This window comes from Sulfurimonas sp. (assembly GCF_018698455.1).
GTDB lineage: Bacteria > Campylobacterota > Campylobacteria > Campylobacterales > Sulfurimonadaceae > Sulfurimonas.
The window spans coordinates 1-20525 of record NZ_JABIOQ010000015.1; the positions used below are offsets into that span (position 1 = coordinate 1).

At 34.7% G+C, this 20525-nt stretch carries 16 protein-coding genes; 12 read left to right on the forward strand and 4 right to left on the reverse strand.

Annotated elements, in window-relative coordinates; translation table 11 throughout:
- From HOG88_RS02250 to HOG88_RS02275, 6 genes are all read left to right on the forward strand, one after another.
- Positions 1 to 1641 (forward strand): citrate/2-methylcitrate synthase (locus HOG88_RS02250; RefSeq protein WP_295002689.1); only part of this gene is annotated, 1641 nt, incomplete at its 5' end.
- A gap of 108 nt (positions 1642 to 1749) precedes the next feature.
- Positions 1750 to 2412, forward strand: a complete 663-nt coding sequence (locus HOG88_RS02255; RefSeq protein ID WP_295002691.1) for a prepilin-type N-terminal cleavage/methylation domain-containing protein — start codon at positions 1750 to 1752, stop codon at positions 2410 to 2412.
- A gap of 303 nt (positions 2413 to 2715) precedes the next feature.
- Complete coding sequence (locus tag HOG88_RS02260) at positions 2716 to 3834, forward strand: M20 family metallopeptidase (protein ID WP_295002693.1); 1119 nt, start codon at positions 2716 to 2718, stop codon at positions 3832 to 3834.
- Entirely contained in the window at positions 3821 to 4738 is a 918-nt protein-coding gene (locus tag HOG88_RS02265; RefSeq protein WP_295002695.1) for a RimK family alpha-L-glutamate ligase, read from the forward strand. Before HOG88_RS02260 ends, HOG88_RS02265 begins: the two co-directional genes overlap by 14 nt.
- Positions 4735 to 6066 (forward strand): hypothetical protein, encoded by a 1332-nt coding sequence (locus HOG88_RS02270; RefSeq protein WP_295002697.1) that lies wholly within the window; start codon positions 4735 to 4737, stop codon positions 6064 to 6066. The genes HOG88_RS02265 and HOG88_RS02270 overlap by 4 nt, the downstream gene beginning before the upstream one ends.
- Positions 6050 to 8632 carry a M14 family zinc carboxypeptidase gene (locus tag HOG88_RS02275; RefSeq protein ID WP_295002699.1) on the forward strand — a complete coding sequence of 861 codons (2583 nt, stop codon included), beginning with the start codon at positions 6050 to 6052 and terminating at the stop codon, positions 8630 to 8632. The genes HOG88_RS02270 and HOG88_RS02275 overlap by 17 nt, the downstream gene beginning before the upstream one ends.
- Before the next feature lie 125 nt (positions 8633 to 8757).
- On the opposite strand, the gene HOG88_RS02280 is transcribed toward HOG88_RS02275, so the two are convergent.
- The 4 genes from HOG88_RS02280 to HOG88_RS02295 all read right to left on the reverse strand — a co-directional run bounded on the left by HOG88_RS02280 (position 8758) and on the right by HOG88_RS02295 (position 14021).
- Positions 8758 to 10173: an FAD/NAD(P)-binding oxidoreductase gene (locus tag HOG88_RS02280; protein ID WP_295002700.1), complete on the reverse strand. Its 1416-nt coding sequence runs from the start codon at positions 10171 to 10173 to the stop codon at positions 8758 to 8760.
- On the reverse strand, positions 10109 to 10630 hold the full coding sequence (locus HOG88_RS02285) for a gamma carbonic anhydrase family protein (protein WP_295002702.1): 522 nt from the start codon (positions 10628 to 10630) through the stop codon (positions 10109 to 10111). Before HOG88_RS02285 ends, HOG88_RS02280 begins: the two co-directional genes overlap by 65 nt.
- A gap of 1 nt (position 10631) precedes the next feature.
- Positions 10632 to 12734 carry an RNA degradosome polyphosphate kinase gene (locus tag HOG88_RS02290; RefSeq protein WP_295002704.1) on the reverse strand — a complete coding sequence of 701 codons (2103 nt, stop codon included), beginning with the start codon at positions 12732 to 12734 and terminating at the stop codon, positions 10632 to 10634.
- Positions 12735 to 12815: 81 nt separating this feature from the next.
- Positions 12816 to 14021: an apolipoprotein N-acyltransferase gene (locus HOG88_RS02295; RefSeq protein ID WP_295002706.1), complete on the reverse strand. Its 1206-nt coding sequence runs from the start codon at positions 14019 to 14021 to the stop codon at positions 12816 to 12818.
- Positions 14022 to 14106: 85 nt separating this feature from the next.
- On the opposite strand from HOG88_RS02295, the gene yajC reads away from it, so the two are divergent.
- The 6 genes from yajC (at position 14107) to lptE (ending at position 20519) form a co-directional block, all read left to right on the forward strand.
- Positions 14107 to 14373 carry a preprotein translocase subunit YajC gene (gene yajC / locus HOG88_RS02300; protein WP_295002708.1) on the forward strand — a complete coding sequence of 89 codons (267 nt, stop codon included), beginning with the start codon at positions 14107 to 14109 and terminating at the stop codon, positions 14371 to 14373.
- Positions 14363 to 15928 carry a protein translocase subunit SecD gene (gene secD / locus HOG88_RS02305; protein ID WP_295002710.1) on the forward strand — a complete coding sequence of 522 codons (1566 nt, stop codon included), beginning with the start codon at positions 14363 to 14365 and terminating at the stop codon, positions 15926 to 15928. The genes yajC and secD overlap by 11 nt, the downstream gene beginning before the upstream one ends.
- Positions 15929 to 15930: 2 nt before the next feature.
- Positions 15931 to 16902, forward strand: coding sequence for a protein translocase subunit SecF (gene secF / locus HOG88_RS02310; RefSeq protein ID WP_295002712.1), 972 nt, complete (start codon positions 15931 to 15933; stop codon positions 16900 to 16902).
- 151 nt (positions 16903 to 17053) lie between these two features.
- Positions 17054 to 17392, forward strand: a complete 339-nt coding sequence (locus HOG88_RS02315; RefSeq protein WP_295002714.1) for a DUF6394 family protein — start codon at positions 17054 to 17056, stop codon at positions 17390 to 17392.
- Positions 17393 to 17543: 151 nt separating this feature from the next.
- Complete coding sequence (gene leuS, locus HOG88_RS02320; RefSeq protein ID WP_295002716.1) at positions 17544 to 19997, forward strand: leucine--tRNA ligase; 2454 nt, start codon at positions 17544 to 17546, stop codon at positions 19995 to 19997.
- A 12-nt stretch (positions 19998 to 20009) separates the two neighbouring features.
- Positions 20010 to 20519: an LPS assembly lipoprotein LptE gene (lptE, locus tag HOG88_RS02325; RefSeq protein WP_295002718.1), complete on the forward strand. Its 510-nt coding sequence runs from the start codon at positions 20010 to 20012 to the stop codon at positions 20517 to 20519.
- The last annotated feature ends 6 nt before the right edge of the window (positions 20520 to 20525 follow it).

Below are 20525 nucleotides of genomic sequence, written 5' to 3' on the forward strand. Positions count from 1 at the left end.
GAAGTTATGATTCCACTGTTCAAAACGACTGCAGCAGCAAAAAAAGCTCAGCCTCAAGCTGATGTTCTTTTAAACTTTGCATCTTTTAGAACAGCTTACGATGTAACTATGGAAGCACTTGAAGTTGGTGGTTTTTCATCTATGATGATTACAGCAGAGGGAATTCCAGAGCGTTTAGCTCGTGGTATGAACCAAACTGCTCGTGAAAAAAATGTAACAATTATTGGTCCTGCAACTGTTGGAGCTATCACTCCGGGCGCATTCAAAGTAGCAAACATTGGTGGAACTATTTCTAATATAGTAAACTCTAAACTACACCGTACAGGTTCTTGTGGACTAGTTACACGTTCAGGTGGACTTTTCAATGAGCTTTCTAACATAATCTCTATCAATGCTGATGGTATTGCTGAAGGTGTTGCTATCGGTGGTGACCGTTTTGTTGGTTCTGTTTTTATAGATAACCTTCTTAGAATGGAAAAAAACCCTGATGTAAAATACATGATTTTATTAGGTGAAGTTGGTGGTACTGAAGAGTATAAAGTAATTGAAGCTATTAAAAATGGTACGATTAAAAAACCAATCATCGCATGGTGTATTGGAACAATTGCTAAGTATTATGATTCAGGTGTTCAGTTTGGTCATGCAGGTGCATCTGCAAATGGCGAAATGGAAACAGCAGACTTTAAAAACAATGCTATGAGAGAAGCAGGAATCCATGTTCCTAAATCATTTAATGATTTACCAGAAATTATTTCTGCAGTTTATCATGAGTTACATGCTGAGGGTGTTATTCAAGATATTCCTGAACCACCTATGGATAAAGTTCCATCTGTAAGAAGAAGTAAAGAATTTATCTGTACTATTTCTGATGATCGTGGTGAAGAGTGTACTTATGCAGGATTCCCAATCTCAAGTGTTGCTACTCCAGCTACTGGTAAAGGCATAGGTGATGTTGTATCACTTCTATGGTTCAAAAAGCAGTATCCAAAATGGGCAACTGACTTTATTGAGACTGTTATGAAAACTGTTGCTGATCATGGTCCTGCTGTTTCTGGCGCTCACAATGCAAAAGTAACTGCAAGAGCTGGTAAATCAGTTGTTGAATCACTTGTAACTGGTCTTTTAACAATTGGGCCACGTTTTGGTGGTGCAATTGATGGTGCAGCTCAACATTTTAAGTATGCTGATGATAATGGATTAACTCCAAAAGAGTTTCTTGGTTATATGAAAAAAGAAGGTATCCCAATTCCAGGTATTGGTCACCGTATCAAGTCTCTTAAAAATCCAGACTTACGTGTAACTGGCCTTATGAATTTCGCGCACGAACATTTTCCATCAACTCCACTTTTAGACTATGCAAGAACTGTTGAAGCTCTTACTACATCTAAGAAAGAGAATCTAATTCTTAATGTTGATGGTACTATTGGTATTTTAATGGTAGACATGTGGAGAGCCCTAGGTTACACTGAAGCAGAGATAAATGAATTTATCGCTTCTGGTACTCTTAACGCATTCTTTATTGTTGGTCGTTCAATTGGTTTTATTGGTCACATACTTGACGAAAAGCGTCTTGCAATGCCAATGTACAGACACCCAATGGATGACATCCTTTACGATGTTCCAGTGGCTAAGAAAATATAACTATTATTTTTTATAACGAAAGGGAATTTGCTTCTCTTTCGTTACACTCTCTTTAAATACATCCTCACTAAACTTTTAAATCACATACTTTTTAGATATAGTTTAATTATGAAAAAAGCATTCACTATGATTGAATTTGTTTTTGTAATAGTAGTTATTGGAATTATAGCGGCAGTAGTAATTCCAAGTATAAGAACAAACCCTCTTCAAGAAGCAGCTATACAACTTTTGTCACATATTAAGTACACACAGCACTTAGCTATGGTTGATGACAAATATGATGCTTCTGATGCTGATTGGTATAAAGGTAGGTGGCAATTAGTGTTTAGCAATAGTAAATTTACTGATTATGTTCCGGCGTATACAATATTTGCTGATAGGGATTGGGGTTCAGGATACGGCGGTGACGCAATTGAAAACGAAATGGCAAAAAATCCAGAGAATAGTAATCAAGTTATGACGGGTGGCTATGGTTCGACAGCGGCGATAGATTACACAAATGCTGGGTATAAAGGAATGAAGAAATTAAATCTTGGAAAAAGTTACGGAGTATTAGGTGTTAACCTTGACGGTGGTTGTAAGAAATCTAGAATTGCTTTTGACCATTTAGGTAGACCATTACAGGGTGACCAAAGTAGTATGACTGGTCCATATAGTGCTGGAAGCCAAAGATTAATAGTGGCCGATTGCAATGTGACATTAAGTAATGAAAGCGATCAAGTTAGTATAATAATCCGACCTGAGACAGGCTATTCAAGTATAACTTTTTAGGTAAATCCGATTAGAGTAGCTTTTGTACTAACTCATCATACTGATTACTGAAATGAGGAATGTTAGTCTTTTCCCAAGGCGATAAAACTATACAATCCCAGAAAAATCTAACAACATTTTTTAAATTCTTATTCTACAAGAGCTACAATTATAATAGAAAATAAGAGGGCAATTAATAGCATATTTAATTTCATAAATGGTTCAAGTAAATTTAACTTAATAAAATATAGTAAAATTAAATTGTATGTAACTATAATATTAGATAATTGTATAATAAAGAAAAATAAAAGGATTTATAGCTATATGTCTTATTTAAATGAATTAAAACAACTTGTTGACATCAACTCCTATACTAAAAATAAAGATGGGGTGGACAAAGTTGGTGACTTATTTGGCTCATGGCTTAAATCTCTTAACATGAAGGAATGCATATATGAGCGTGCGATTATAGGTAATCATAGACTGTATAGTTTTCCTGTTGATCATAAAGCAAAGAGGCTATTGCTTCTTGGCCATCTTGATACAGTATTTCCTCCTGATACCTTTGAAAACTTTTCCCAAGACGATTTATGGGTCTATGGTCCAGGTGTTTGCGATATGAAGGGGGGGCTTATTGTAGCTTTGAAGTCATTGCAAAAACTTTATGATGATAATATTGAAGTATGTAATATTGACTTTTTACTGGTTAGTGATGAAGAGACGGGTAGTGATGATTCAAAATTTCTTTCCCAAGAACTAGCATCTAACTATGACTATTGTCTTGTCTTTGAAGCAGCCGGAGAAGCTATGGAAGTAGTTGTGGGACGTAAGGGTGTGGGGACCTTCACTATCGATATAAAAGGTTTAGCAAAACATGCAGGAAATCACTATATAGATGGCGTCGATGCTAATCTTGAGGCTTCTTACAAACTCCAAAGACTTGCGGCTTTAACAGATTTATCTAAAAACACAACTGTAAATGTCGGAAAAATATCTGGAGGTATAGGTGCCAATACCATTTCTCCTTATGCCTCTTTACTTTTTGAGCTTCGCTACGATAGAGTCGAAGAAAAAGAGCGTGTGCTCTCTGCAATTGAGGAGATTGTTAACACTTCTTACATCCAAGGGACAAGTGCTAAGCTTAGTGGTGGTATTCAGCGCGATGTAATGCAAACAAGTGATAATGTCTTAGAGTTTGTAAAAGCTATTGAAGTTATTACGGGTCAGGCACTCAAAACAGAAAAACGCGGTGGAGTAAGCGATGCTAATATTCTTTCCGCAAATGGTGTTATCACCCTTGATGGTCTTGGGCCTTTTGGAGATGGAGATCATACAGAACATGAACGAGCACTAATAAGTAGTTTTGATTTACGTATTGATTTAACAAGTAGCATCTTAAAATATTTTACAATTAATAAAGGGGTTTACAATGTCTCAATATAAAAGAAGTATAGGAATGTGGATGTATCAAAACAGCGGTGGTTCAGAGATTGAAAGAAAAATCGTGGCACAGCTAAAAGAGCGTGAAATAGAAACTATCACGGGTCTTGATCTTCGCTACAGCGAAGCAAGTAGAGATGGTATGTTTTGTCAGGGAATTAATATGTGTAGCTTAGACCTCTTTTTCTCTTATAATGCAGGAGAACAGACAGTCTCACAAATTTACTTTTACGAGCAACTCAACAAAACAATTGCTACTCTTAACTCTTTTGAAGCATTTAAACTTAGCGAAGACAAGTTTCAAACAAATATGGCTTTACGTAAAGCAGACATTAATTGTGCAGAATTTTTTCTTTGTCACCGTGAGAATCCTGAACGTATAAGAGAGTTGTTCCATAAATGGGGTAAAATGGTTTTTAAACCAGTCGATGGATGGGGTGGTATGGGTATGGCTCTCATTGAAAATGAAAATACACTTAATACACTTATGCCATTTCTAAACCAGATGGATATTCGCCATTATTATGTTGAAAAGTATATAGATAATGATTATACTGATTTTCGTATAGATATAGTTGGTGGTGAGTTCATCGCATGCTATGGGAGACAGGCAGGTGATAGTGATTGGAGAACAAATATTTCTTCAGGTGGAAAAGTAATTATGCGTGAGCCGAATGAAAAAGTTATTCAACTCGCTATTGATGCAGCGAAAGCGGCAAATATCGATATAGCAGGTGTTGATATACTCTATGATAGAGAACAAGAAAAATACATAGTTTTAGAAGTTAACGGTATCCCCGCATTTGCAACACCAGATCAAGAGGCAATTGGGCTTAATTTCAATGACAAAAAGATTCAAAAAATTGTAGAACTTATAGATAAAAAAACAGCAGGTATAAAAAGATGAGCACAAATAAACTACCAAAGATAGGTTTCGTATATTTAGACTATGTTATGCGTTTCTTTGACTACAGTAACTTTAAAGGCTGGCCGGAAAAGATTGAAGAAGTGACTTATCATTGGAAAAATGATAAAGATCGTTTTATAAAAGAAGTTAAACGTAAAAAAATTGAAGTTCTAATAGGAAATATTCCGGCAACTGCCTATGAAACCTTTAGAGACATTGCCAAAGCATTACCTGAAGTTAGGTTTATCCCATCAATCGAGACACAGTTTTCAAACAAATCTAAAGAGAATGTGACAATATTTTGCGAAAAGCATGGCATACCTATACCAAAAACAAGAATTTTTTATGACTTAGCAAAGGGTGATGAATATTTAAAAAGTTGTTTTTATCCTCAGATTGTAAAACGATCTTATGGAGCTTCAAATTACGGCGGTTATTTCGTTCACAAAGTAGATAACTACAAGGAAGCACGAGCACTTTTTGACAAAAAAAAGTACAATCCTATATATACTCAGGACGCAATTCCTCTTAAAGATAGTGGTGATATTCGTGTTATGCTCATTGGTCATAAACCTATTTGTGCATTTTGGCGCTACTCGGGAGATGGTGAGTGGATTACCAACACTTCACAGGGTGGAGACATGAATTATAATAATGTACCTATGTCTGCATTAGAAGTTGCCGTGCAAGCCTCAAAAGCTGCTAAGGCTGAATTTTGGGCTTGTGACATAGGTATCGATGAAAATACGGGAAAAGCTTATATCATTGAGTGTGCTACAGCTTTTGCTGCCTTTCCTTATGTTCGTGACTGGATATGTCAGTATCTTATGTGGGATCTTTCCAATGGAAAATTTAGATTGCCTCATGTCCCACTTTTTTCTTGGGAAGAACTAGGGAAAATGGATCCAGCTATATTAAGAACACTTCGTCATCTTTATTTTTCTAAGTATACTCCATCAGCCGATGGAGAAATATATATGAGCGACACTGGGACATTTGACATGGAGCGTACTAAAGAGGGTGACGATTCTATTCTACCAGATGCAAGAAAAGTTATAACAAATGAAGAAAAGTTACCTCAAAGTATAAAAGATGCTTCTTCTGCGGGTGAAGAATCAACAGTATTTAAAGATAAAAAGCTTGATTTAACTACAGCAACATTGACTGATCTGCTCTCCTTGTACGGAATGGATGAAAATGTTGCAATAAAGATTAAATCACTCGTGGACGAGCAAAAAGTTAGTTGCTTTGAAGAGTTATCTCGCTATAATATAATTTCAGAACAGTATTTGATAAAATGGAGTAAATTCTTTGAGAGAACAGTATAAATCATATAAACAAACTCAAGATTTTTTTTATAATGCTCAAAAAAAGTTTCCGAATATATTCCGTGTTGAAGTTATAGGCAAAACATGGGAAGACAGAGATATTATTATCGTGACAATCTCTAGGGATCTAAAAAAAGCTGACGATAAACCGGCTCTTCTATATACTGGAAGTATTCATGCAAGAGAGTGGATTGGAATTGAACTTGCCTATGCATTTGGGGAGTACATTCTAGAGCATATTGAATATGATCCCGCCCTAAATACTGCTCTATCAAATGCTACACTATATATGGTACCTTGTGCAAACCCTGATGGATTTGAGTTCTCACGCACACATTTCTCTTTTTGGCGAAAAAATCGTCGTCATAATGCAGATGGAAGCTATGGTGTTGACTTAAACAGAAACTTTTCTATTGGTTATGCAGCTAGTAGAGATACATATTCTAATGTCTATTCTGGACCTCAACCTTTCTCAGAACCTGAAACCTTAGCCTTAAAAAACTTTGCACTAAGTCATCCAAATATTTCAATAGCTTTAGATTACCATTCTCAAGGTAATGTTATTTTCCCTGCTCATAATTTTAAGCATGAAGATGCAGTTGATGCAGTTGACTTAAATACACTTGCTGCAAACATGTCGGAAGAGATACGTAAAGTATCAGGGCGTGAGTATGGTGTTCATATGGGGAAACCACCTGTTCGCCTTATTAGTGGTAGTGGTCGTGAGTTTTACTATTCATTGGGCGCATTAGCTCTTACTGTGGAAGTGGGTACACGAAATATTTCCGACTATATAGGAAATATGACTGAACATATTAATGAGCATGTCCCCGCTTTGATATATGCTCTGGTTGAAACTGTTAACTATGATAAACAAAAGGCTTTTAATCGTGTAGAAAATTTTTCTGCTCACAAAATTTCTATATCAAGAGTTGAGCTTTCGTGGGAATATCCAAATGACCCAGATTTCTATTTTGAAATATATAGAAGCAGCAAAGAGATTAGCCACTGTCAGGCATCAAATTGTGTTGGAACTACTAAGGCTAAAACATATATAGACAATCATTTAAGCCCAAGCACAAGCTACACCTATTTTATTCGTGCAGTTTGCAAAACAAATCATGTAAAGTCACCTTTTGCCCAGAAAATAACTGTTAGAACACTTAGTGATATAGATTCTTTTTCTAAAATCCTTTTTCCTTCACAAGAAAAGATTGGTTATGTTGGTGAAAAAAGTAGTATTAATGCTGAACATTTTGGATACAACTCTCTTTTTGTTGGTATTTCAAAAAATCGTGGAGTATGTTATGGACTCATAGGCTTCTCGCTTGATTCAGTTCCCGATAATGCTATAATAACTGACGCAAAAGTGTCTCTTTTCCCTATAGACAGAGTCAATGTGCAAGTCGAAAAATTTGGTGAGTGGAGAATAGGTATTTTAGATGAAATAAACGGAAGTTTATCTTCATTTAATGCTATTAAAAATACACGCATATTATCATATATTGATAGACCCACTAAATCACATCAGCTTACTCAAGGTATCTGGAGGACATGGGCCTTTGCAAAAAATGAACGTGATCTTCTTCAAGATGCTCTTAAGCGCAGAGAAGTAATCTTTAGAATGGATGGACCAACAAGTCTACCTTTAGATAGATCTTCTCAACTGATGCAGTGGGATATAGGGTTTGCTAAATTTAGTGGTGGCTTGGACTACAGACCAAAGTTAGAAGTTACCTACACTGTTCCTGGGGGTAAACTAGAAGTTGTCAGTTCTGTAATCACAACTATTTCAGAGGAAAAAGTTGAAACAAATAAGTTAGAAGTAGGCTTTGATAAAAATGGCTCAGCACAATATGGCTGTATTGAATTTAACTTGGATGTTTTACCTGATATAGAGAGTACCGTGATATCAAATATTTATATAGAAATGGATGCTAGCAAGATAGCATCAACACAAAATTTACGCTATCATGTAGAAATGATTAGTCCCACATGTACAGAGAAGAGTATCGCAAATATCCAAATACGCGATACTATTGAACGTATTGGATACGATGTAAGTATTGAAGATATTAAAAAAGAGCCAACACAGCGTTTTGTATTTGACACTTATGCTATTTCTCAACTCATAGAAAATATAAGAGCTCAGAAAAAGTTACTCTTTTTATTGTTACCTACTAGTGAGAGGAGCTTTTCTGGCTCTCAAATAACTAGTTGGAGTGATGATAAAAACCAAATGCAGCCACGCCTTAAGATTGAATATATAAAAAAACGTCGTAATGGTGTTCAAGCTGTAAGCAATTTAAAATATGAAATTGAAAATGCTATGATTAAACTCTCGTGGACTAATCCTAAGGATAAGGACTTCGAGGGTGTTATCGTAGTTAAAAATTCCTTTCATATGCCTTGCTCACCTTATGATGGGCAAAAACTTTTTGGTGGGAAAGATACTTATACATTTGATAATTTTGGGGCTCTAGATGAAGATAAATATTATGCAGTATATACATACGATAATGTACCAAATTTTTCTGAAGTAGCTTCTATTTTCTACAAAAAATAATTTTTAAGCTATCTAGTTGAAAATCATGAGAGCCTTGAATAGGCTACATGAGCTCTATTATAATTAGATAGAACATACTGTAGATCTCACAGGACTCTAAATATTTTGAGAGTGTAATTCCCTTTCTAAGCATGGCCCTTCAGAAGAGTTGCCCAATACTCTTTTTTTGTCTCATAAAGGTCATATTTCCATAAACTCTCACTTGAAAGTTGAGACATTTTTGTGTTCTCTACTAAACCTTGATAGTCAAACTCTACTAGAATTATTTTTCCAAATGCAACTTTAATTGGACAGACTGAATAGCCTGTGAATTTTTCGATAAGTTTAGTTTTAGTAATTACAGAGAGTAGGTTTTTCTCAATAATAAGAGCTTGTGCCGCAACAGTAGCGACCGTTTTACCAAGAGGAGTTCCACAGATGTCTCCTATGCCAAATATATTTGGATACTTAGAGTGCTGAAGGGTCTCAAGATCAACATCTAACCATCCTTTAAAATGTCCATCTTCTACTGCAAGTTCTGATTCTCTAATATCTTTTGTCGCTGACATAGGGGGAACTATATGGATATAATCATAGTGCATTTTTACAATTTCTGTTTTTTTAGTAATACTTTCCCACTCTTGAAAATCTGGATCCCAACCAGTTTTAATTTCATACTTATGTTGATAGGTTGCAATCTTCTTTTTAGTATCTATCTCTATTAGGTTATGGCGAAATTTAGTTTGAAGAGAAAGGTACTCTTTTTGAACTAAATGAAGTCTTTTATCTACATCTTTTAATCCAAAAAGTCGTTTTGAATTTGTAGTGTAAGTTAGCTTAGCACTTAAAGAGTGCTTTTGTAGATAGTCTGCAGTAAGGTAGGCCATTTTTTGTGCAACTGCTCCACATTTTACAGGAGTATTTGGCATGGTATAAAGGATATGAATATCTTTATTTTTCGCTTCTTCTTGGATAGACTCAAACCATTTTAGAGTTGAACTGCCACCTTTAGCCGTTCCTTTATCTGTATCATTGAGATAAACACTTGCAATATTTTTGGTACCTATGTCTTCTTTATGTAATCCCTTTATCCATTCATAGTGATACTCAAGTCCTGTTGCAACTATGAGATAGTCATATTCTACTGTTTGTCCATCTTGTGTAGTAATAGAGTTCATCTGGGGTGCATAAGATTTGACTTTATCTTTTATCCAGATTACATCTTTTGGTATATAGTTACTGTTATTTTTGATGATTTCATCTGTTTCATAGACTCCAGCCGCAACATATACTTGACCAGGTTGGTAAATATGCTTTTCATTAGGGGCAATAATAGTAATTTTTGGATTATGGAATATTTTTGAGAGTTTAGTGAGGATAGTAATAGCACCAGTTCCTCCACCTATAATGAGAATCCGTGGAGAAGGAGAAGACTTTGAAGCATACAGAAGTGATGCGACTAAAGGTGAAAGACTAAGAAGCCTTATTGCCTTACGCCTAGTAATCATTTTTAAAGTCCACATATCGCAGTGCACCTGCATAAAGTTCTGCGACTTCTGCATCTGTTAACTCTCTTACAAATTTAGCGGGACTTCCCATAATAAGTGAACGCGGAGGAAAAACTTTTCCTTTAGTAACAAGTGAACCAGCACCAACTATGCTTTCTGTACCTATGACAGCATTATCTAGTATAGTTGCACTCATACCAATGAGACAGGCATTTTCAATTGTACAACCATGAAGCATAACTCTGTGACCAATTGTTACATCATCACCTATTATAGTGGGACTTCCATCACTTCTATCTGCTTTTTTATGATGAGTAATGTGTACCATACTTAAATCTTGAATACTTGTTCTTGAACCAATAGTAATATAATGAACATCGCCTCGAACAACTGTTCCAAACCAGATAGATGAGTCTTCACCTATTGTAACATCTCCAATGACATCACAAGATGGTGCTAACCAAGTATTCTTACCTATAGTTGGTGTCGTACCCTTAAAAGTATGTATCATATTAACCCTCGTCTGCTTTATAAATTTTTGAACTTAACATTGCTATATGTGTTGAAGACTCTTTTTTAGAAGCCTTGGAAATACGGTTTACATAGTCTTCCATGTGTTTATGGTTGTCGAGAGCTTTATCTGAAGTGTTTTTCACTTTAATGTAAGAACCATCACTTTGAAGTTCATGCGAACGAGCACTATCAGAACATTGAAGGCTTAGTATTTGTTTGATTTTATCCCCAGAAGCTTCATCTTTTATAGCTGTTAAAAGTTCTATTCGTCTCACAAGATTTCTTGGCATCCAATCAGCACTTGATATATAAACTTGTGATGCATCATTTTTAAAGTAAAAAGTACGAGGATGCTCTAAATATTTTCCTAAAATAGAAAAAACACGGATATTTTCACTGATACCCTCAAGTCCTGGTTTTAAACAACAGATACCACGAACGATAAGACTGACTTTCACACCAGCTTGACTTGCTTTATAAAGGGCACGGATAACATCTTCATCAACAAGAGAGTTTATCTTAGCAATAATTTCTCCATTTTCTCCTTGTCGCGTTTCATTATGGATAAGAGATAAAATTTTTGGTTTTATCTGTGAGGGTGCCATATAAAGCTCATTAAGTTTCCCTTTTTTACTAAATCCCGTGAGAAAATGGAAGAAACGAGTAAGGTCATTGGTAATCTCATCTTTACTTGTCATATAGGACATATCAGTATATATCTTAGCTGTTGCAGGATTATAGTTACCTGTCCCTAAGTGTGCATACTGTTTGAGCTTTCCATTTTTACGTCGTGTAATAAGAGTGGCTTTAGCATGAACTTTAAAACCTTTTATTCCATAGATCACATGTGCTCCTGACTTTTCAAGTGCCTTAGCCCAAAGAAGATTGTTCTCTTCATCAAATCTAGCTTTAAGTTCAACCATTACTGTTACTTGTTTACCCCTTTCACTCGCGTTCATAAGGGCTTGAACAATCGGCGAGTTAGTACCTGAACGATAAAGAGTCATCTTAATTGAAACTACATCAGGGTCTTTACTAGCGTTTTGTATTAACCTTACAACGGGTTCAAAACTTTCATAAGGATGATATAAAAGAATGTCTTGCTTTTCCAAAGTAGTGAAAATATTTTCAGTATTATCTAACGGTGGAAGATTTTTTGGTTTAAAAGGTGGTGCTAAAAGATGTGCAAAGTTTTTATTACCTACTATTTCCCATAGGCTAGAGATATTTAAAAAAGTATGAAACTTATATATATCATCTTTATAAACATTAGTATGACGGTTAAAAAAGTTAATAATTTCATCATCCGCGTTTGAACCAACTTCAAGTCTTACCATTTCACCTTTACGGCGAAGTTTGAGACCTTCTTCTAAAATCTCCATAAAATCATCAGCTTCTTCTTCTTCTATGGCAATATCTGCATTTCTTGTAACTCTAAACGCAGCATTTTTTAGAAGTGTAAATCCTGGAAATAATTCTTCAACATGTTGTGCAACAACAGATTCAACTGGGATATAAACGCCATCACTAAGTTCTACAAATCTTTTTAATACACGTGGTATTCGAATGAGACCAAAATGTTCAATTGAAGCATCATCACAATCTTGGAGTTTAACTATTAGCCCAAAACTTAAATTGTTTAGATGAGGAAAAGGATGTGTAGCATCAATCGCAATAGGAATGATAACCGGGTAAATGTTTTCATTAAAAAATTTATTAAGAAAATTCTTTTCATTTTGATTTACATCATCATAGCTTTTCACACTAATTCCCTCAGGAATAAGTTTTTTTAGAATCTCACTACGACAATGTTCAACAACTTGTTGTTCTTGATGAAGATAAGATCGAATCTCTAGGAGTTGCTGAAGGGGAGTGAGTTTGTCAGCTCCTGAGACGATAATACCTGCAGCAAAAAGTTTTTTTAGACCAGCAACACGAATCATATAAAATTCGTCAAGATTAGTTCCATAGATTGCTAGAAACTTTAAACGCTCAAGAAGTGGTAGTGACTCATCTTGTGCTTGTTTAAGAACCCGAGTGTTAAATTGGAGCCAAGAAAGCTCACGATTATTATAAAGATTTGGGTTTTTAAGATTATGCATTATAAGGACCTAAAGAGTAGTTTTAATAAATTATAGCGAATTTTAGAGAATTGATTTAAAAGGAAGTCTCTTAAGTACCGCTTATCGGACTATTCGAGTACCTTTATCGTTAGTAGAGTGGTAAATTGTAACACCATGTTTACGAGCATAGTACTTCATTAATAATTTTTGTAAGGTAGGCTCTATTGAAGGTGTAAACCAAGCATTATTACTACTTGCAAGAACAAAGTTGACATCATCACTATATATCTCAGAGGATGTGGCTTCATAACAGATGGCATTTCTAAACTTTATACCCTGAATTATAAAATCGGTAGGCTTGTCTGCATGCACAAAGTCGCTTGCACCATGAAAAAAAGTATCATTTATGATTTTTTGAGCAAATTTCGGTAGTGGAATATACTCTCCAAAAGGGAGTAAAACTACTTTTTTTGCTATTTGATACTCACCATTAGTAAACATATATGTAACATTATAAGATTTATCATCTTCGCGAAGAAGTGAACCAACAACAATAGTGATTTTATCTGACTTTTGTAGAAGTTCATTTATAAGTACAGGATTTTTATTCATGTATAAAGGAAAAACAGACTCAGGAAAGAGAACAATATCCACTTTCTCTTGAATTGCTTTATCAATATCTTTAAATATCATACTCGTAGTTGGAAGAAGACTTTCTCTTTTCCATTTTGCTTCTTGCTTTATATGTGTTTGTACAAGTTTTATTTTTAATGGAGCATCATTTTGAGGTGGGTAGCCATAATTAAATGCGACTAAGAGAAGTAGTAAAGGTGTGTATTTTAGTTTATCTTTTAGAAACGATGGCAATGATAGAGCAAGTAAAATAGCAATAAATTGATACTTATAAACTCCAAAATAGCTATCGACAAAGAGAAGTTCAATTTGCATCCAGTTGTTTCCTAAAGGTTCAAAGAAACTAAGTAAAAAAAGTAAAAATGCTCGAATATAGACTTGTTTACTAAAAGCTAATGGAGCAAAAAAGAGCATATAAAAAAGTCCAAAAATAACAGTTACAATTGATTCCATGTAACCAACACCCTGATACTTAAAACTATAACCAACCCAGTAGAACCAAAAAAGACCTATGAAAAAACCAGCAATAAGTACAGATTTCTTGGGTATATAGAGAAAAAGAGCAATGGCAATAAGCCCAAATAAAGAGTTTATAAGCTTGTTTGTTAGCTCATACTCTTCAAAATAAATAAAGGCACTGAAAAAGAGAGCTGTCAAAAGACCTAGTAAAATTGTTTGTAAAAGTTTATTCATAATGAAATTGTACTAAATTTAGTAGCGTATTAGTATAAGTTTTGTATAATTGCCACAAATTTTATTAACAAAGGAAGTTATAGATATGGAAATCATCTCTCAACTATTACCATTCGTATTTTTAATCGCAATTATGTATTTTGTGATTATTCGCCCACAACAAAAAGAGGCAAAAAACAAAAAAGCAATGATCGAAGCTCTTGCAAAAGGTGACAAAGTTGTTACTGCTGGTGGTTTTATAGTGACTATTCACAAGGTTGAAGAAACATTTTTAAGTGTTAAACTCAACAATGACGTAGTCAGTAAAATAACAAAAGATTCTGTTCTTAAAAAGTTCGAGGATGAAGCTTAATTATCGCATAGTTATTTTCGCACTTGCGATAGCTTTTGGTGTATTTTTTTCAATTCCTTCTCTGTTACAAACAGAAGAAGGAAAAAAAGTAACTCTAGGTTTAGATCTACAAGGTGGACTTCATATGCTTCTTGGTGTAAAAACTGAAGAAGCTGTATCCTCTCGTATGAAATCTATGGCAGCAAGTGTGAAACACTTTGCTGGTCGAAATGACATCCTTATAGATGGACTTGCTTTCAATGAAAAAAATGTGCAATTCGAAGTCTTAGATAGCGATGATATACTTACAATAGATGAGTTTTTAAAAGATTTTGAAGGGATTAATATCTCTAAGGATTCTTTAGTTATTTCTATCTCCTTAACACCAGCAGAAATATTAAAAACTCAAAAAGAATCAGTATCTCAAGCGATTGAAACTATTAGAAATAGACTTGATCAGTTTGGTCTTTCTGAACCAGTTGTCGCTCGTCAGGGTGATGAAAAAATCTTAGTAGAGTTAGCCGGTATAAAAACACAAGAAGAAGAACAGCGTGCTCGTGAGCTGATAAGTCGTGCTGCAAAGCTTGAGCTTATGGCAGTTGATGAAGACAGAAATGCTCGTGTTTATAACATGAGTGAAGCAGATGCAGCTGAGTATGGTGACATTATTTTAAATGATGTTAAAAATCCTTCTATAAAGTATCTTGTACATGAGATTCCAGTTTTAGATGGCGGTATGCTTACTGATGCTTCTATGGGATTTGATGAAAATAACCGTCCACTTATTAACTTCAAGTTAAATGCAGAGGGTGCCGAAATATTTGGTGACTTTACTGGTCGTAGTGTTGGTAAGCGCTTAGCCGTTGTTTTAGATGGTAAAGTGTATTCAGCACCTAACATCAATGAACGTATTGGTGGTGGTTCAGGTCAAATAAGTGGAAACTATACTGTCATGGAAGCAAAAGATTTATCGATTGCTCTTCGTTCTGGTGCACTTTTAGCTCCTATTTATCTTATGGAAAAACGTTCAGTTGGTCCAAGTTTAGGTGCAGATAGTATTAAAGCTTCACTAGTAGCACTTATAGGTGGTTTTATACTTGTTATCATTTTTATGGTTTTTTATTATCGTTTAGCCGGTGTAATTGCAAATATCGCACTTATCGCAAACTTACTTATTCTTTTAGCTGTTATGAGCCTTTTTGGGGCAACATTAACACTTCCTGGTATGGCCGGAATTGTACTTACTGTTGGTATGGCAGTTGATGCGAATGTTATCATCTCAGAGAGAATTAGAGAACTGATTTATGAGGGTAAAAGTATGCATAAAGCTATAGAAGAGGGTTATGCAAACGCAATGAGAGCAATACTCGATGCAAACATTACTACTCTTATCGCTTCTGTTGTCCTGTATGCTTATGGAACAGGTGCAATTAAAGGTTTCGCAATAACTATGAGTATTGGTATCTTAGCTTCTATGCTTACTGCTATTTTAGGTACACATGGAATTTACGAGATGTTAGAAAATAGAATTGTAAAAAGTAAAAACAACCGTTTATGGTTTGGGATTAAAGGGTAATTATGGAATTTTTTAAATATACAAGAACCTTTAATTTTATGGGACGTTCTAAGGGTGCTATGGCATTTTCAATAGCGATACTTTTAGCTTCATATGTACTTCTTTTTACTAAGGGTTTAAACTATGGTGTTGATTTTGCTGGTGGAACCGTTGTACAAGTAAAGTATGATACGGTAGCCCCTATTGATAAAATGAGAGACAGTTTTAAAGGCAATGACATTTTTAATGGTGCTTCAATCAGTGAATTTGGTTCACCAGAGGAAGTTATCATCCGTATGAAAACAAGTAGTGGTAATGTAACTACTGATGTGGGTGATATAACTCGCGAGGCACTCAAAGGAAGCGGAAATTTTGAGATTCGTCGTGTAGACATTGTTGGACCAAAGGTTGGAAATGAACTTAAAGAAAAAGGGATTATGTCCCTTGTTCTAGCAGCTATAGGAATTTTGATTTATGTGGCGTTTAGATTTGAGTGGCGTTTCGCTGTTGCTTCTATTGTAGCACTTGTTCATGATATCTCTATAGCATTGGGCGCTATAACACTTGTTGGTTTAGATGTCAACTTAGATGTTCTAGCCGCACTTTTAACTATTTTAGGATACTCACTTAATGATACTATTATTGTATTTGATCGTATCCGTGAAGGTGTTATAAAGGGTAGAAGCAGAGACTTAGCAGATACTATTAATGAATCTGTAACGAGAACATTAGCTAGAACTACTTTAACATCTTTAACAACTTTCTTTGTTGTTTTTACTCTGTTTATGTTTGGCGGAGAGATTATTCACGCTTTTGCATTTACTCTTTTAGTGGGTGTAGTCGTTGGAACATATTCTTCAATTTTTGTAGCAAGTCCAATACTTTTATGGTTCGGATTTAGTGTGAAAAATTATCATAATAAACTGGCACAAAAAGAACAAAGAAACACAGAGAAACAGAGAATGCGTGATCAGTATGACTCTGGAGTAGTTTAGATATAATATAAATTGTAAAATAAGAAAAAGGCATAAATACCGTTGAGCTTTTCGCTGAGAAAAACCAAGGGGTAATGTAGATGAAGGGATCAAGTTACTCTTGAGGGTATACTCCCGACATCGTGATTAAATAAAATTAAGGAATAAGATAATGGATTGGGGTAAAGTAATATATGTATTTTTTTCGTTAATGAGTTTAACTTCTATAGCGGGGTTTTTATATGACCATACTGCTATTTCTTTGTTTATAGCAGCGAGTGTTAATCTTATAAGTACAGTTCTCAAAATAGGTGTTAGAAACCTGCTTTCAGCAGAACTATTAGCATCTTCTCTTGTAGCAGACTTACATCTTATACCTGCATTTATATTTTTTGTAATTGTTGGCAATGTGCAATGGGCGATAGCTCTTGCAATAGGTGCACTTATTGCAAATGTGTTCTCTATGGGACTTGTCTATGTAGAGAGCTTAAAAACAAAAGAAGAGTACTAACAATTTGTACACTAAATAAGTAAAGTCCATTTAGTTACGCTCGCGCCGCTAAGGCGACTTTTTGGCTAAAGCCATTATAAAAGAAAACAACTAAATTGTTTTCTTTAAAGATTGATTCATATCTGAATCAAGATTACAGGAATAAATAATTTTGGAATACCAATCACAAACAATAGAAAAAAAATGGCAGGAGTATTGGAAGCAAAACAATAGTTTTGAACCAAGCGAAGATTTTACACAAGAAAAAAAGTACATATTAAGTATGTTCCCCTTTCCTAGTGGACGTTTACATATGGGACATGTTCGTAACTACTCTATAAGTGATGCTCTTGCACGTTACCACAGACAAAAGGGAAAAAATGTACTTCATCCTATAGGCTTTGACAGTTTTGGAATGCCTGCTGAAAATGCAGCTATTAAAAATGGTTCACATCCAAAGGGCTGGACTTACGATAATATTGACTATATGAAAAATGAGTTTTATTCTTTAGGTTTTTCTTTCTCTCGCAAACGTGAAATGGCAACATCTGATGAACTTTACACAAAGTTTGAACAATCTTTCATCATAGATATGTATGAAAATGGTCTTCTTTACCGTGAAAAAGGGATGTTAAACTGGTGCCCACATGATGAGACTGTCCTTGCAAACGAGCAAGTAGTAGATGGCTGTTGTTGGAGATGTGATACTCCTATTGTTAAAAAAGATATGAATCAATACTATTTTAAAATAACTAAGTATTCTGATGAACTTTTAGATGATTTAAAAAAGCTTGAGGGTGGTTGGCCTAAGCAAGTACTTACAATGCAAGATAACTGGATAGGAAAATCAAATGGACTTGCATTTGACCTATTTTTTGATGATGAGTCAAAAGCTAAATTAAATGGTACCTTTGAGAATTTTGATGTTTTTACTACTCGTCCAGATACTATATATGGTGTTTCTTACACAGCACTTGCTCCAGAACACAAGATAGTTACTTATATGATTGAAAATAATCTTTTAGACGAAGCTACTATAGCTCAAATAACAAAGATGAAAAATACATCATCTATTGATAGACAAAAAGAAAAAGCAGGACTTCCTTTAGGACTTAATGTTAAACATCCTCTTACGGGAAAAATAGTTCCAGTTTGGATTGCTAACTTTGTACTTATGGATTATGGTTCTGGAGCTGTTATGGCTGTTCCTGCCCATGATGACAGAGATTATGATTTTGCTAAAAAGTATGATTTAGAAATAAATGCGGTTATTAAACCAAAAGATGCTGATGTAGATGTTTCATCTGCTGCATTTACTGATTCAGGAGTGCTTTTTAACTCTGAAGAATTTGATGGTTTAAACTCTAAAAAATCTCAATATAACATTATAAAAATGTTTGAAGAAAAAGAGCTTGGTAAAAAGACGACTAATTACAAACTTAAAGACTGGGGAGTAAGTCGTCAACGTTACTGGGGTGCTCCTATTCCTTTTGTTCATTGTGAGGATTGTGGTTTAGTAATGGAGAAGAAAGAAAACCTTCCAATAGCACTTCCAGACGATGTAGAAATCAACGGAGAGGGAAGTCCACTAGAAAATCATCCAACTTGGAAGCATTGTGCTTGTCCAGAATGTGGTAAACCTGCTATTCGTGAGACAGATACTATGGATACTTTTGTCCAGTCATCTTGGTACTTCTTACGTTTTTGTGCTTCACCAGAAAATTTAGAAAAGACAGCATTTACTCCAGAAGAAGTAAAGTACTGGATGGGAATTGACCACTATGTTGGTGGAATAGAACATGCAATTTTACATCTTTTATATGCAAGATTTTTTACAAAAGTATTTCGTGATTTAGGCTATTTAGACTTTGATGAACCGTTTGACAAACTCCTAACTCAAGGAATGGTTCTCAAAGATGGGGCTAAAATGTCCAAGTCTAAAGGAAATACAGTAGACCCTGATGAAATCATTGCTAAATACGGAGCAGATACTGCAAGGCTCTTTATACTTTTTGCAGCTCCTCCAACGCAAGAGTTAGAATGGAACGATAGTGGTGTTGAGGGCTCTCATAAGTTTATAAAACGCTTTTTTGATAGAAGTCAAAATGTAGTAAAAACTGACACTATTCCTAAAATAGACCATAGTACTCTTTCTAAAGAAGAAAAATTCGCTCGCAAAAAAGTTTACGAAGCACTTTCGCGTTCAGAAGAAGTGTATGGTGAACGTTATACGTTTAACACGATGATAGCAGGAGTGATGGAAGCTGTAAATGCTCTAAACACTCAAACTAATTCTGATGTTTGGAGTGAGGGTTATTGGATTTTAGCTTCGATTATGGAGCCAGTAATCCCACATACTTGTTGGGAAATAAGTAATACATATTTTTCACTAAATAACCTTTCTAAACAAATAGTATTAGAAGAAGTATTTGTTGAAGACACTATTATGATGGGTATATCTATCAATGGTAAACGCAGAGGTGAAATCGAAGTAGCAATTGGTGCCAGTAAAGATGAAATTTTATCTTTAGCTAAAGAAGTAGTGGCAAAGTGGTTAGAAGGTAAAGAATTAGTTAAAGAGATAGTCGTTCCGAAAAAACTAGTTAACTTAGTTATAAAAGGTTAAAAAACGATGTCAATGAAATTGTTAAAATTTACCTTCATTTCTTTACTTTTACTTCAATTAAATAGTTGCGGGTATAAACCAAGTGCAAAATTTGCTAGGGATATTATTGGTGAAAAAATAAGTACCACAGTTGTTATCTCATCAGAGGATCCTGAAAATACCGTTCTTCTAAAAGATGCAGTGGATAAGGCAATTATTACTGTTTTTCATGCTTCATTAACTGATAAAGAACATGCAGATACAAATTTAGTTTTGAGTATTGGCACTCCAGCATATTCACCTATTGAATATAATAATAATGGTTTTATTGTCTCTTATCGTGCTACAATAGTACTCAGTATTATACGAGAGACTAAAGATGTGAAAAAGAAATATACAACTCATGGGACATATGACTTTTCAGTTGTTCCAAATGCTGTGTTAACTGATCAAGAGAGATTTGATGCTATAAAATTTAGTTCACTTAAGGCGATTACATCTTTTATTGCAGTGGTTTCAACTGAGGGTGTTCATAGAAAATAAGGGGTT